Source organism: Amycolatopsis umgeniensis (genome assembly GCF_014205155.1).
GTDB lineage: Bacteria > Actinomycetota > Actinomycetes > Mycobacteriales > Pseudonocardiaceae > Amycolatopsis > Amycolatopsis umgeniensis.
This window is the reverse complement of sequence record NZ_JACHMX010000001.1, coordinates 3,309,621-3,323,755: the sequence shown is the minus strand read 5'-3', so window position 1 is coordinate 3,323,755 and position 14,135 is coordinate 3,309,621. Positions and strand designations below refer to the sequence as shown.

The window sequence follows — 14,135 nt, the reverse complement described above, 5'->3', positions numbered from 1 at the left end:
CCGATTCTTAGATGTTCATTAGGTGTCGCAGTGCGTCTGGGTCGCCTTCTGCGACCTTCTTTCCATTAATCGCGTCTTTCTCGATATCTATCGAAAGCAAGGTGTCCGGCTGCACCCACACATAGTCAACTGTTGAGGGTTCGGTTGATGACGTTCGCGCGTAGTAGCTGAAACGATAAGCAGTATAGCTTTCCGAAGTTCGCGAGTACTTCAGAGTATAATGTTCGTAAAACGGATCGCCACTCCAGTCGCCTACCACGTCCGGCATAATATTGTTCAAGTTGGTATCTAGTGCCTGACGATACTCGTCGCGATAGACTTCCATTAACTCATCAAGCGCAGCGCCTAGTGTGCCCAAAGTGACACCGGGTTCTAAATCAAGAAACTTTCGCTTGCTCACACTCTTCGAGTCGTCCTCGATCTGCTTTTTGTCGAGAATGAGCGACGCGTATGGGAACATCCAGGTATCCCACGTTCCTTCGGGATGCGGGTCGACGAGCAGGACCCGTGAGGAATCATTGGAAGTAACGATTGCCGTAGCCGTTAACGCGACTCGGTTCGGCATGAGTTCAGCCGGGAGGCGGATATCTCCCGCCTGTCGATCGGTACTGTTCCAATTGTATTCCTTCATCAACCGCACCCTTTCAAGTTATTTACTTCAATCGTAGCATGTCTGTGACGCAGGTCTCTTTGGAGGGCTGCGCAGACGAAATGTAACTCTGTGTGTTCATCGGTCGGCACTAACGCAGGTTAGTTGGACTGCGGGGCCAGAGGAATAATTCTCATGTTTTGTCCAGTGTTGCCACTTATGGACTGGGAGCTGCTCACTCGTCGCCAAATACGCACACGAACGCCATCTCCGCCTGCAGGAAGATCTTTTCATCAAAACCGACTTCTATCGTCCGCGTCGCAACTGAATCCGCAGATCTCTCAACGCGCGACGGGTCTGGAGGATCGAGGTGCAGGAGGTGTCTGTGGCGTTGCGCTAGTACCCGCCAGGTAACCGCGAGCGTGATCTCACCGTCAGTTGAGGCGGTCTTGTCAAGTCCAAAGCTGCGCTCCGTGGCGTCTGGTGGGTCGGATCTTTTACTCCTTACCGTTGACTGACAGCTGCGCGAGCTCGAAGGCTTCCTTGGCCTCCGCCCCAACGGGGCCATGTGGCTCGAAGCGCCAGGCTGAGGTGGTGACTGGGTCGCGCCGGAGATCGGGGTACTCCGCTATGTAGGCAACGCAGGCGAAGCGCATAGTCGCGCTGGCCAGCCTGACGAGATACTTCCAGCGACTCGTGGCGGCGAAGATGGAGCCTTTGCGTGCGGCGGGAACCACCTGCCGGGGCGCAAGGAGACGGGAACGTCGTCGCCACGCCAGCGCTAGATTGAGCGGATGACCTGTTCGCGCAGGTCAGTGTAGGTGTCACGGGCAGCTTTGGATTACTCGGGCGTAACACGATGGCGTGGGCTGCGATCCTGTCGCGCGTGCTGTCTGAGGCAATGTTCTTCAGTCTGTCCGGGCTGAAGGCGAAGCTGTCAAGGACGGCATCGCGGATGGCTGACGCTTCCTGTCGGATGGCGCTGCGAAAGTGTGAGTTGGCAAGGTCTTCGGCTTCCTTGCGGTCGTATTGCTCGAAGATGACGGCGATGACACCGGAGCTGAGCAACGTCCTACCGAGTTCGCTGGTCGGCCACCCGACGAGCCGGTTCAAGGTTGGGGTCATGGCCACAGTGTGCGAGAGGAAGAGAAGCCTGCTTTCAGTCACTGCGGTAGCGAGCCCCCGCGAGGCGAAGCTTGGTCTGCAGGGCTGGTCGAGCAAGTGGTTCATTCATCTTCTAATGCAGCAGGGTTTGTGCTCGTGTTGAATAGCAATGAGAGCCCTGGGCGGTTACGGCGCCCAAGGTTCTCGCTGTCCGAGACGGGAGGCAGAATAGCCGCCGGCGTCACCGCCGCCACCACTCTGAGCAATGCTCATGTCCACAACCCCTCCTGAGGCCGCTGGGTAGAGGGCTGATTCCCTCGACCGGACGCGACGGTATCCTATTTTGGGATATTGACGAGGCTGCGGTTGGCTTGCCGTGTGGAAAGGTCAATCTACTCTGCGGAGTACCAGTGGTTGTGCACGCTCCTTCGGGAACTGCGCCTCGAATCTGGCTTGACGCAGGTACAGGTCGCCGAACGACTCGACGAACCACAGTCGTTTGTGAGTAAGTGCGGGGCCGGCGAGCGGCGACTGGATATGATCGAGCTTCACCATCTCGCCGCGGCCCTCGGGACAGCGTGCAGGCGGTCGTCGAACGGCTGTGGCCAATCTCCTGAAGGAGATAGCCGTGCTTCATCCGGTGTTAGTACGACGGGTGCGTTTATCTCACGCCGTTGCGGGTAGGTAGCTACTGCCAATAGCTCTCCTTAGTGAGCTGAAACCCTTATGGAAATTGAGAATCGCTCGATGCAAGACTAGAGGGAACTTGCGACTTCCAGAAATCAGACGTATCAGAACGCTCGTACGTCCCGGCGCACTGGAACATGGAAGGTCGAGGATCGTTATGGAGGCACGGCAGAGCCGGGAGTCGCGCTCGCAGCACCCCAACGTAATTCTCTTTATCGTTTCGTTCATCGTCTTGACGATGGCGGGGTGACCAATCTTTTCTTCAAGGAAATCAGCGAGCGGGCGGTCAGCGTTGCTAGCCTTGCACTCGGGATCGTCGCAGTAACAGTCGGACTTCTGATCCGCCCTGGCAGAGAGCTCCTACGCGACTCGAAGCAGGCTGTGTTGAAGGCGGCCAGACGGCCGCAAGCGCCTTCTGTTCCTAAAGCGCAGTAGCAAGAGGTCGGCACGGTGGACGAGGAGCTGCGGGCATCGGGCATGACGGGTCGCCGCCTGCCCTCGACACCCTGGAGAAGCGTCCGACCAGGCGGCGGCAGGACGCGCCGAACCTGCCCGACGCAAGGTTTGCTCGGCGACGATAGGAAGGAGTAGGCGGGGTGCTTCCGGCCGTCGATGTTCGTTACGCTCACTTGCGACACCTACAGCCCGGCCCCCGTGTGGTCGGACGGCTCGCCGGTGAACCCGTCGACGTACGACTACCGGCGGGCCGCTCGGGGCGCGGTGCACTTCTCGGCGCTGGTGGACAGGTGGTGGCAGAACCTGCGGCGCGTGGTTGGCTGGGACGTGCAGTACTTCGCCACCGTGGAACCCCAACCGGAGGCTCCGCACCTGCCACCGCCCTCCAAGCTCCATCTCGCACGAGGGCATCCGGATGGTCACTGAGGCCACCTATCGCCAAGTATGGTGGTCGAACCATGACGAGATCGTCTACATGGACCGGGGAACCGCTGTGGACATGGGTTCTCGGACGTTTGTTGGACCCGGGCACCTGGCAACCGCTGCTGTTGTTCGATGAAGCCCGCGACGCGGTGGGGGAATCGGCGCGTGCGGTCACGTTCGGCCGTCAGGTGCGCTTGAAGGAGGTTTAGGCGGCACAGAGGAATCCGTGCGTCACATCGACTACCTGACTAAGTCCACGGGTGAGGTGGTCGACGCGGACACCTTGGCACAGCGGGATCACCACGACCGTCTTCACGCTGAACTGCCGGTGACGCCCTGCTCGACTCGGTGCGCGTTGTGGGTGCTATGGCATCAATCCTAAGGGAGCCAACGGAAAGACTGTCTCCGAGCGCTGCAACGGACGTACTCACCGCCGTACGACGCCCAAGCTTCCTGGGCGGCGGGTGCTGGTGTCCCGGAAGTGGTCTGGCACGACCATGCCGATCACAAGTCGGACCGGAACGGCTTCGTCTTGTACGCGCGGGCCGCGGATCACATGGAGGGCCGAGTGCGACTGGGCACTGCTCGCCGCTGAGGGGCCACCGGGCGAACGTCCCGAAAACTTCGGCAACTTGGCAAGCGGTGTGAGGGGAATCAATGCCGAAGCGGCAGAGGTGGTCCAAGTGATGCGGCTCGAAAGTTCCTGGAATCGGCCAAGACGAGAACGACCCGCTTACACGGCGCATGCCCTCGTCCTGATCATCGGCATGCGTGAGGCCGAAGTACTAGGCCTGCCGGACGGGGGCGCTTAACTTCGAGACGCCGGAGCTGGATAGCTCCTGGCAGTCGCAAAGGTTTCAGAAGAAGCTCCCGCATCGCCAGACGAAGACATCGATGTCTGACGACACCATGTCTTTGATCGACATCGTCACAGCCGCGTGGAAGCTGCGGCTGGAACGTCGGGGAAGGGACAAAGAGAGGCTAGACAGCGGGCTTGTATTCACGACCGCGCACGGCACGCCGATGACGGTCGCCGCTCCTGCGGTTCGCTGCTGGCGGATCTCGATGTGCATCCGGGGGTCACGATGGAGATCTACGCCGAGATCTCCTCGGACCAGACATGCGCGCGCTCAAGAAACTCGCCGACAGCCTGCGATGAAGCGCTGCTGTACGAATAGCGAAAGGCCCTTCCCGATTCCCTGGGAAGGGCCTTTGACCTGCTGTGGAGCTGAGGGGAATCGAACCCCTGACCTTCTCGATGCGAACGAGACGCGCTACCAACTGCGCTACAGCCCCTGGTGAAACTTGCCCCTCATTCAGGGCTCCATGAGCTTATCAGTGGCTCACGGAGCCCCGAACGCGGGGGTCACTCTCCGGCGGCCCGGCGGAACGGCCTGGTCCCGGGCTCGTCGAGCTCGTGGAAGGCCGGGTCCTCGTCGTCGAGGTCGACGACGACGGCTTGGCGCCGGAGGCGGGACATCGGGGACGGCTTGCGCTCCACGACTTCCGGGCGTTCGGCGGCGACGACCTCGACGTCCACGTGGGACTCGTGAGGTTCGTCGTCGGCGATCGTCCGGCGCGGGGCACGGGTGTTGTTGAAGCGGGCGAGGCGGCGTTGCCGGATCTCGTTCTCGATGCGGACCTGGCGGCGCAGGTACGCGAGGTAACCGATGAGAACCGCGTCGACGACACCGTTGGCCCACCAGACCGTCGGGGTCAGGAAACCGGCGACGGCCGCCGTGGTCACCACCAGCACCAGGAGCGCGATGACGATCCGCTGCCGGAACGCGTACTTGGCGCGCGCGGCGATGTCCGCCGCTTCGGGGTCGAAGCCGCCGCGGCCCGGCCGGTAGCCGGCGCCTTGACGTTCTCTTTCGGTGCGGGACCCGCGCGAGGGCTGGGGAAGCGGTTCGGCTTCCTCTTGCTCGTCTTCGAGGTCGGCGTCGAGTTCCGCCTCGAGCTCGGCCAGGTCGTCTTCTACCGACGGTTCCGTGTTCTCCGCCATGGCGAACTCCTCCGGTCCCTCTTGGCGTGTGCTCCCGCTCCGCACGACTCGCGCCGCCAAGGCCGAGTCCGTCGTCCGCGCGACCTGCTGGCGCTTGCGAGCGACCATGGGCACGAGAACGACGAGCCATGCCGCTGCGAGCGCGACGATGATCACCGAACTGGGCATCTCCCGTCACCTCCCCCGATCCACTGCTGTAGTCACGCTAGCCACAACAGTCACACACGCCGCGCAGACTCGCCGGTTTCGATCACGGAAAATGCATCACCAAATTAGGTGAATCTCACAGTTTGTGGTAACGCGGTCACCGGAACGGCCCCGTGATGGGGTCAAACGCGCTCCGCGAGGCCCTTCGCGACGAGCCGGGAGACCAGTCCGTCGCCGGTCTCTTCCTTGGTGACGGCGTAGCAGAAATGGTCCCGCCAGCCGCCCGCGACATCGAGGTAGCGCTCGAAAAGGCCCTCTTGCCGGTACCCCGCCTTGGCGAGAACCCGCAGGCTGGGGGTGTTTTCGGGGCGGACGGTCGCTTCGAGGCGGTGCAGTCCGCCGAAGTTGAAGACGTGGTCGGTGACGAGGGCGACGGCGCCGGTCGCGACGCCGCCGCGGACGATGTCCGATGACACCCAGTAACCGATCCACGCGGAGCGGAGCGAGGCGCGGATGACGTTACCCACAGTGATCTGTCCGGCGAAGTGTCCGTCCACCGTGATGGTGAACGGGAGGCACTGTCCGCGCCGGGCGAGGCCACGCAGGGCCAGCCACTGCGACGGCCAAGACCAGAAGGCGTTGCGATCCGGCCACGGCCCGACGCCGGTCGGTTCCCACATCTCGAGGTGCTCGCGGTCCCGCAGCCGGACGCGGCTCCACTCGCCGGCGTCCCGCAGCCGGACCGGCCGGACGTCGAGGATCCCGGCGGGCACCCGGAGCGGCCCCAGCTTCGCGGGCCAGCCCGGATGCCTGCTCTCGATCGGATACGCGACGCCGGAAATCGGTGCGCCCATTACGCCCGCTGGGCCAGGAAGGTCACCTTGACCTGCTCGCCAGCGGCGACCTCGGTGAGGTCTTCGTCGATGTTGATCAGGCAGTTCGCCTCGGCCAGTGACGCGAGCAGATGCGCGCCCGAGGTGCCGAGCGGCTGCACCAGGTACTCGCCGTTGCCCTCGTCGCGCAGCAGTTGCCCGCGCAGGAAGCCTTTGCGTCCCTTGGTCGAGGTGATCGGGGAGAGCAACCGCGCGCCGACGATCCGGCGGTGCGGGTTGCGGGTGCCGCGCGCGGCGCGGATCAGCGGGCGGACCAGGACCTCGAACACGACCAGCGCGCTCATCGGGTTGCCGGGGATCAGGAACGTCGGCACCGAATCGGGGCCGAGCCTGCCGAAGCCCTGCACCGAACCGGGGTGCATCCCGACGCGGGTCATGTCGATGTGGCCGAGGTCGGACAGCGCCGCGTGCACCTCGTCACCCGCGCTTCCGCCGGCGCCGCCCGCGACGACGACGATCTCCGACATCAGCAGCCGGCCTTCGACGATTTCGCGCAGCCGTTTCGGATCGCCGGGGACGATTCCGACGCGGCTGACCTCGGCGCCCGCGTCCCGGGCGGCGGCGGACAGCGCGTAGGAGTTGACGTCGTAGACCTGTCCGACCGACGGGGTGCGGTCGATGTCGACCAGTTCGTCGCCGACGGACACGATCGAAACCCGCGGCCGCGGATAGACCAGTACCTTCGCCCTGCCGACCGCGGCGAGCAGGCCGACCTGGGCCGAGCCGATGGTGTCGCCCTTGCGTACGGCGACGTCGCCGATCTGCACGTCCTCGCCGGTCCGGCGCACATAACCGGCGGACGGCACGGACTTGTGCACGGTGACCTTGGCCTGGTGTCCGTCGGTGTACGCGGTCGGGACGACGGCGTCGGCGAGCGTGGGCAGCGGCGCGCCGGTGTCGACGCGCACGGCCTGGCCCGGCTGGAGCCGCCGCGGCTGGCGTGAACCGGCGGCGATCTCGCCGACCACCGGCAGTTGCACGGGTTCTTGGCCCGCTGTGCGGACATCGACGCTTCGTACCGCGTAGCCGTCGACGGCGGCCTGGTCGAAACCGGGCAACGCGTGTTCGGCGACGACTTCTTCGGCGCACAGGAGGCCTTGGGCCTCGGAGATGGCGACCCGGACCGGGCGCGGGCGTACCGCGGCGTCCAGGGTCAGCGCGATCTGATCCTCGACGGAACGGAACTGTCCCGCGTCTTCGGTCTCGGCCGCTTCGGCGATGGGCTCCGTCATGACTGGGGGATCTCGATCCGTTCGTTCGACCAGGCACGCGATGAAGGCCCGTCGGTGAACTGAAGTTCACCACCGTTACCAGGAGTGATGCGGTCCGAAGCCGTGGAAATCGCCCGATCGGGCAAGCTCCTCATGGTCCGTGCCGCCGGGGTGGTCGCTGCGCCTGTCATAGGCGTGAAGCCTAACCTGACCACGTGGTCAAGCCCGGCAATGAACACCTGAGCAAGGCGGAGTGGCGTTCCCGGATAACCGTCGAACGGCGTTCACTGGTGTCGGAAGAGCGGGCCAGGGAGGCGTCGGCGCTGGCTGTCGCGGCCGCGCGGCTGCCGGGTGAGGTCGTATGCGCTTACGTCCCCTTCGGCACTGAGCCGGGCTCGCCACTGCTCCTTGATCAACTTCTCGACCAGGGCAAACGTGTGCTGCTGCCGATCGTCCCCCCGGAACCGGGGCCGCTGGAGTGGGCCGCCTACGAAGGTCCGTCCAGTCTCGGGCCGGGCCTGCTGCGCGGGCTGCTCGAACCGACGGGCCGCCGGCTCGGTCCCGACACGCTGAGGGAGGCCGATCTGGTGCTGATCCCCGCGCTCGCCGTCGACGACGAAGGCGTCCGCCTCGGCAGGGGCGCCGGGTACTACGACAGGTCGCTCTCCTTCGCCGCGCCGGGCGCCGGGCTGGTCGCCGTCGTCCGCGACGCCGAACTCGTGCGCGCCCTGCCCGCGGAACCGCACGACGTTCGGATGACCGGAGTGCTGACCCCGGACCAGGGTGCTGCCCCTCGGCCAGTAATACACTGACGCCCCGACGCTGTGGTTCAGAAAGGGCACAATGAGCTCTGACGCGCACCCGTCCGATCGTTTCGCCGAAACGCTGTCGAAAATGCGTTCCGCGGGGGCCCATGCCATGGAACTGGCGGCCCTGCGAAGGCGTCTCGAGCAGCTGTCCGAACCCGGCGCGGGTGAATTGCCGGGAAACGAACTCGAACCTCTCGATGACATCAGCAAGCTCGTGGACCTGCCCGAGCCGGACGTCGAAGAAGCACGCCGCGTCCTGGACCGCACGGCCGTGCTCAAGCTCAACGGCGGCCTCGGCACGAGCATGGGGCTCACCGGGCCGAAATCGCTGCTGGAAATCAAACCGGGCAAGACGTTCCTCGACGTCATCGCGATGCAGGTGCTCTCGACCCGCGAGAAGTACAACGCGCGCCTTCCGCTGATCCTGATGAATTCGGCGGGCACTCGCGAGCCTTCGCTGGAGTTGCTGAAGCGGTATCCCGACCTCGCCGACGAGGTCATCCCCGCCGACTTCCTGCAGGGCCGCGAACCGAAGATCACGGCCGACGGGCGGCCCGCCGAATGGCCCGCGAACCCGGAACTCGAGTGGTGCCCGCCGGGGCACGGCGACATCTACATCGCGCTCGCCGTGAGCGGGATGCTCGATCTGCTGCTGGCGCAAGGCATCCGCTGGTGTTTCGTGTCCAACGCCGACAATCTCGGCGCGCTCCCGGACGCCCGGATCGCCGCGTGGCTCGCGAACGAAAACATCCCGTTCGCGATGGAGACCGTGCTCGGCACCGCGGCCGACCGCAAGGGCGGGCATCTCGCGTGGCGCGCCGGCCGGATCGTCCTGCGTGAATCCGCGCAGGTGCCCGACGGCGACGACTCGTTCGGCGACGTCGGCAAGTGGCGCTTCTTCAACACCAACAACATCTGGTTCGACCTCGAACGCCTGAAATCCCTGCAGGACGCCGACCCGGCCGCTCCGTTGCTGCCGCTGATCGTGAACCGGAAGACCGTCGATCCGGCCGACGCGGCCAGCACACCGGTGATCCAGCTCGAAACGGCGATGGGCGCGGCGATCGGCTCGGTCGAGGGCGCGCGGGCCATCGAGATCCCGCGGAGCAGGTTCGCGCCGGTCAAGACCACGGACGACCTGCTCGTGGTCCGCTCCGACGCGTACGTGCTCGACGACGGCGGGGAGATGATCCCCGAGTTCACCACCACCCCGCCGGTCGTCTCGCTGAGCAAGGAGTTCTACAAGCTCCTGCCCGACTTCGACACGCGGATCCCTTCCGCGCCCTCGCTCAAGGAGTGCACGAGCCTCGAAGTGGACGGTGACGTCACCTTCGGGAAGAACGTCGTCATCCGGGGAGACGTGAAGATCTCCGGGCCGAAAGCCGTTCCTGACGGCGAAATCCTCTAGACGCGCTGGGCGATGAACACGTACTCGCGTCCTGGACGGTCGGGGGCGTCCCGCACGTCCAGGACGCGAAAACCGTGCTCCGCCAGCAGGGATTCCAGGTCTTCGCGTTCGCGGAACCACAGTTTCGAGTCCGAAGTGACGACCTCGCCGTCGGGGAACCGGTAGCTGTACCGGAACGAGACGAACGGGAGGTCCACCTCGGTGACCTCGCGCCATTGCTCGACCTCGCCGACGCCCGGGACGTCGATGATCTCGTGCGCGGTGTCGGCGGCCCAGTCCTCCCACACCCGGCGACCGGGGCGCCGGATCTCGAACACCAGGTGACCGCCCGGCGCGAGCGCGGTGCGGACGCCTTCGAGAGTCCGGCTCCATTCGTCTTCGGTCAGGAAGACCTGGGCCACGTTCCCGGTCATCACCGCGAGATCGGCGCCCGCTGCACCCGCGGCCTTCGCGTCACCGTGGATCCAGGTGATCTTCCCTTCCGGGTCCTTGGCCTTCGCGATCTCCAGTGACGCCTCGGCCGGATCGACCCCCACGACCTCGATCCCGCGTCCGGCGAGGAGAACGGCCAGGCAGCCGGTGCCGCAGCCGACGTCGAGCACTCTCTTCGCCCCGAGTTCGCCGATGATGGCGAGGTAGTGGTCCAGATCGTCGCGAGCGCCGTCGAAGGCGTCGTAGATCGGTGCGAGCCGGGCGTGGGCGAAGAGCGCGTCAGGCATGCGGCGACGATAGTTCCGGGACACGTTCGGGAGCCACGGATTTACGGCCGGGGCGCCAGGCCCGCTCTCCCAGCATCGCCAGGAACGCGGGCAGCAGCACCCCGCGGACCAGCGTGGCGTCGATCAGCACGGCGAAAGCCATCCCGACACCCATCATCTTGTATTCGATCGCGCTCAGCGTGATGAAGACGCTGAACACGCCGACCATGATCACCGCCGCTCCGCTGACCACCCCCGCGCTGGTGCCGGTGCCGCGGACGATCGCGGCGACGGCGCCGCCCGCCCGGTGTTCACGGATCCGGCTGAGGATGAAGATGTGGTAGTCCATGCTCAGCCCGAGCAGCAGGACGAACATGAACATCGGCAGCCAGCCGACCACCCCGCCGTACGGGGTGAATCCCAGCAGGGACGCGAGATGGCCGTCCTGGAAGATCCAGGTGAGCACGCCGTAGGCCGCGCCGATCGACAACAGGTTGAGCAGGATCGACACGAGTGCCACCGCGACGGACCGGAAAGCCAGCAGCAGCAAGACGAACGCCGCGAGCAGGACGAAGGCGAAGACCAGCGGCATCCGCTCGATGACCCGGTCCGCGAAGTCGCGGGCGTTCGCCGTGCGGCCCGAGACCGCGTACTCGACACCGTCCACCTTGCCCACGGTTTCGGGTAGCACCTCGGTGCGCAGTTTCGCCAGCGCCGCGTCGGCCTGGGGGTCGCGGCCGGCGCCGGACAACGGAACCCGGACGACCACCGCCTCGTCGACGGTCGCGACGGCGAGGGGTTTGTTCAGCACGCCCTGGGTTTCACCGATCCGCCGTTCGAGATCCGTGATCGCCGACCGCAGCGCCGGACTGTCGACCGGGCCACCGTTCTCGGCGGTCAGCACCACCGTCGCGGGGTAGACCACGCCGGGGAACGCTTCCTGGGTGCGGACGGCGGCGTCGATCGTCGCCATCGAGCGCGGCAGGCTCTCCGCCGGCGTCGGATCCTGCAGGCGCATACCGAGCGCGGGCAGGGTGAGCAGGAGCAGCAGCGCTGTCGCGAGCCCGCCCCACAGCGCGGGCCGCCGGGTGACAAGGCGGGCGGTCGCGGACCAGAACCGTGAGTTCTCCGCGGTGGTGCGCCGCTTGCCCAGCCAAGGGATCCGGCCGCGATCGACCTTGTCTCCCAGCAGCGAGAGCAGCGCGGGCAGCACCGTGACGGCGCCGAGTACGGCCAGGCCGACCACGAACGCCGTGCTGATGGCGAGGCCGGTGAAGTTGTCGAGGCCGGTGAACACCAGCCCGCTCACGCACAGGACGACCGTGACGCCGGAGACGACCACGACATGCCCGGACGTCCTCGCCGAGATCCGGATCGCGTCATCGACGGAGTGGCCGCGCGCACGTTCTTCTCGTTGCCGCCTCAGGAAGAACAACGAATAGTCGACGCCCACCGCCATCCCGATGAGCAGGGTGATCACGGTCGTCGCGCTGTTGATCGGGGTGAAGTCGTCGACGACGGAGAGGAAGCCGAACGTCGCCGCGACACTCGTGCCCGCCAGCAGCAACGGGACCGACGCCGCGACCAGCGCCCCGAAGACGATCAGCAGGATCACCAGCGTCATCGGCAGGGAAAGGAATTCCGAACGTTTGACGTCCTCCCGGATGCCCTTGTCGACCACGGTCGACAAGCTGAGGTCTCCGGACAGGCCCAGCCGGACCGACGGATGCCGGGCGGCGACCACGTCCACCTGCGCGGCCGCGGTCTCGAAGTTCGGACGGATGTCCTTCTCACCGCCCGCGATCGAGAAACCGACGAGGCCGGACGCGCCGTCGGCCGAGATCCGCTCGGCGCCGTCGGCGGCCAGTGGCGAGCGGACGCCGGTGACGGAGCCGGATCCGGTGAGCGTGGTGACCAGGTCTTCGGTCGCCCGCCGGAGTTCTTCGTTCGCGGCGAACGGGGGAGAACCGGGATCCTTCGCCTCGACGAGGACGTTCTCGCGTAAAGGGTCGAAGGTGTTCTGAGCGTTCAAGGCGGTCTGTGCGCGGCCGGATTCGCCGGGATCGGTGCTCCGGCGGCTTTCGCCGTCCAGCAGCATGCCCGACAACAGGGCGATGAGGACGAGGGCGACCCAGCCGACGAGGGTGAGCGCGCGATGCCGCACGGACCAGGCGGCGATCTTTTCGGGCAGCATGAACTACAGTCCTTTGCGTGAAGGAGTGAGATGCCTCGGGCGAGGTTTTTGCTTCTTCTTTCCTGGGCCGTCGAGTTGCCGCTCGGCGGCCCAGGGTCTTTCAGCGGCCTGTCAGTCGACCTCCTTGAGGGTCCGCTCGACCGATCCCACGCTCTTCTGGAGATCGGCGAGACGTCCGTCGAGTTCGGTGAGTTTGCGTTCGGTTTCTTCCTGCGCCTGGACGGCTTTTTCGGCGAGCCTGCGGTATTCCTGTTCGCGCGCGAGCGCGCCTCGGGCCCGGATGGTCGCGCCGAACTGCCAGACGACCACCGTGATCACCACGGTGAGGAACACGAAGATGCCGATCACCCCGGCGACTTCCTGCCATTGATGCCAGTTCACGGTCGTTCCCCCTCGTCACCCGGTGCCGGTGTGCTCAGCGTCGGCACCGCCGCGGCGATGGCGTCCGGGCTCAGCTCGACCAGGAACGGTGTCACCTCGTAGAACTTCATCGCTTTCCCGTCCTCCGACAGCTCCAGGGTGGCCGACACGAGCCCGGCCGCCTCCAGTTTGCGCAGGTGGAGCTGCAACAGCGCCCGGCTGATGTCGAGCTCTCGCGCCAGCTGGCTCACGTACGCGCGCTCCGCGCGGAGCGCCGCGACGATCCGCAGCCGGTGCGGATTCGACAGCGCCCCCAGCAGCCGCAGCAGCTCGTCGCCGGATGATCCGGTGGCGTTCATACCGAGCTCCCGCACATGCCAAAGAAATCTAGCAGGTGCTGGCTTCGTCTACCAGGTGTTCGAGCCAGACGTTCGGCTCCACGTAGACGCCGACGTCCTGCGCCGAGGAGGCGAGCACCGGCGCGATCCCGCCCGGCACGGTCGTGAGACCGTCGCGGAGATCGACACCGGTCCACGCCTTCCACTGGGCGAACGTGCCCGTGACCGTCATCGCGAACGGCGCCACCTTCACGAACCGGGCGCCGAGCCGTTCGTGCGTGCGCAGCCACGGGTCCTCGGGCAGGCCGTCCTGGCGACGGCGGGCCACATAGTCCTCAAAGGACAGTTCGGGTTCGTTCTCCTTCCCGGCCGGTCGAACCGGCACGACGAGCTTGTGCATTCCTGTTTCCGAAGCGCGCTTTTTCAGTGCTTGCAACGCTTTTGTGGCCAGACCGCCGCCACGGCGGCCTGGCGCGACCATCACTTCGAGGGCGATCAGAGTGGTTGTCTCACGGGCGCTCATCAGGTCTTCCGCAGCCCAGATCAGGGCGGCGTCCCAGCCGTGGTCCGGCAGTTCCGGACGTTCGGCCGTCGGGAAACCGACCGGGACGGCGGCCGCCCTCGCCACGGGGACGTCGTCTTCCAGCAGCACGAGGAAGTACTCCGGCCAGCGGGCGGCCAGATGGGACGACTTCGCCAGCAGACCAGCCATGTCGTGCTGGAGGAATTCGCCGCCGACGGCGCCGAGGCCGAGCGCCGGCTCGCGCAGGTCGGGCCGGGTGGCCAGGTCTTCGATCACGATCATGTCCTCAG

General features: G+C 65.8%; 14 protein-coding genes and 1 tRNA gene. 4 read left to right on the top strand and 11 right to left on the bottom strand.

Features of this window, described 5'->3' with window-relative positions; genetic code table 11:
- Nucleotides 1-7: 7 nt before the first annotated feature.
- Nucleotides 8-631 (bottom strand): hypothetical protein, encoded by a 624-nt coding sequence (locus tag HDA45_RS15205; RefSeq protein WP_184895794.1) that lies wholly within the window; start codon nt 629-631, stop codon nt 8-10.
- 1,440 nt (nt 632-2,071) lie between these two features.
- On the opposite strand from HDA45_RS15205, the gene HDA45_RS15200 reads away from it, so the two are divergent.
- Nucleotides 2,072-2,377: a helix-turn-helix domain-containing protein gene (locus HDA45_RS15200; protein ID WP_184895793.1), complete on the top strand. Its 306-nt coding sequence runs from the start codon at nt 2,072-2,074 to the stop codon at nt 2,375-2,377.
- Between the two features lie 615 nt (nt 2,378-2,992).
- Nucleotides 2,993-3,262: a replication initiator gene (locus HDA45_RS15195; RefSeq protein ID WP_184895792.1), complete on the top strand. Its 270-nt coding sequence runs from the start codon at nt 2,993-2,995 to the stop codon at nt 3,260-3,262.
- A gap of 854 nt (nt 3,263-4,116) precedes the next feature.
- Here the strand turns inward: HDA45_RS15195 and HDA45_RS15190 are convergent.
- From HDA45_RS15190 to glp, 5 genes are all read right to left on the bottom strand, one after another.
- Nucleotides 4,117-4,332, bottom strand: a complete 216-nt coding sequence (locus HDA45_RS15190; protein WP_184895791.1) for a hypothetical protein — start codon at nt 4,330-4,332, stop codon at nt 4,117-4,119.
- 150 nt (nt 4,333-4,482) lie between these two features.
- A tRNA-Ala gene (locus HDA45_RS15185) sits at nt 4,483-4,555 on the bottom strand.
- A gap of 70 nt (nt 4,556-4,625) precedes the next feature.
- Complete coding sequence (sepX, locus tag HDA45_RS15180; RefSeq protein ID WP_184895790.1) at nt 4,626-5,432, bottom strand: divisome protein SepX/GlpR; 807 nt, start codon at nt 5,430-5,432, stop codon at nt 4,626-4,628.
- A gap of 161 nt (nt 5,433-5,593) precedes the next feature.
- Complete coding sequence (locus HDA45_RS15175; protein ID WP_184895789.1) at nt 5,594-6,265, bottom strand: GNAT family N-acetyltransferase; 672 nt, start codon at nt 6,263-6,265, stop codon at nt 5,594-5,596.
- On the bottom strand, nt 6,265-7,536 hold the full coding sequence (gene glp, locus HDA45_RS15170; RefSeq protein ID WP_184895788.1) for a molybdotransferase-like divisome protein Glp: 1,272 nt from the start codon (nt 7,534-7,536) through the stop codon (nt 6,265-6,267). The genes HDA45_RS15175 and glp overlap by 1 nt, the downstream gene beginning before the upstream one ends.
- Nucleotides 7,537-7,754: 218 nt before the next feature.
- Between glp and HDA45_RS15165 the strand changes: the two genes are divergently transcribed.
- Both HDA45_RS15165 and HDA45_RS15160 read left to right on the top strand, forming a co-directional pair.
- Nucleotides 7,755-8,327, top strand: a complete 573-nt coding sequence (locus tag HDA45_RS15165; protein WP_184905674.1) for a 5-formyltetrahydrofolate cyclo-ligase — start codon at nt 7,755-7,757, stop codon at nt 8,325-8,327.
- A gap of 82 nt (nt 8,328-8,409) precedes the next feature.
- A complete protein-coding gene (locus tag HDA45_RS15160) occupies nt 8,410-9,732 on the top strand; it encodes a UTP--glucose-1-phosphate uridylyltransferase (protein WP_246480717.1) in 1,323 nt (440 codons plus the stop codon).
- On the opposite strand, the gene HDA45_RS15155 is transcribed toward HDA45_RS15160, so the two are convergent.
- From HDA45_RS15155 to HDA45_RS15135, 5 genes are all read right to left on the bottom strand, one after another.
- Nucleotides 9,729-10,451, bottom strand: coding sequence for a class I SAM-dependent methyltransferase (locus HDA45_RS15155; protein WP_184895786.1), 723 nt, complete (start codon nt 10,449-10,451; stop codon nt 9,729-9,731). The genes HDA45_RS15160 and HDA45_RS15155 overlap by 4 nt on opposite strands.
- On the bottom strand, nt 10,444-12,624 hold the full coding sequence (locus HDA45_RS15150) for an MMPL family transporter (RefSeq protein ID WP_184895785.1): 2,181 nt from the start codon (nt 12,622-12,624) through the stop codon (nt 10,444-10,446). The genes HDA45_RS15155 and HDA45_RS15150 overlap by 8 nt, the downstream gene beginning before the upstream one ends.
- A gap of 111 nt (nt 12,625-12,735) precedes the next feature.
- Nucleotides 12,736-13,005, bottom strand: coding sequence for a hypothetical protein (locus tag HDA45_RS15145; RefSeq protein ID WP_184895784.1), 270 nt, complete (start codon nt 13,003-13,005; stop codon nt 12,736-12,738).
- The gene (locus tag HDA45_RS15140; protein WP_184895782.1) at nt 13,002-13,343 is read right to left on the bottom strand and encodes an ArsR/SmtB family transcription factor; all 342 of its coding nucleotides are present in this window, start codon (nt 13,341-13,343) and stop codon (nt 13,002-13,004) included. The genes HDA45_RS15145 and HDA45_RS15140 overlap by 4 nt, the downstream gene beginning before the upstream one ends.
- Nucleotides 13,344-13,371: 28 nt before the next feature.
- Nucleotides 13,372-14,127 (bottom strand): GNAT family N-acetyltransferase, encoded by a 756-nt coding sequence (locus tag HDA45_RS15135; protein ID WP_184895780.1) that lies wholly within the window; start codon nt 14,125-14,127, stop codon nt 13,372-13,374.
- Nucleotides 14,128-14,135: the final 8 nt, after the last annotated feature.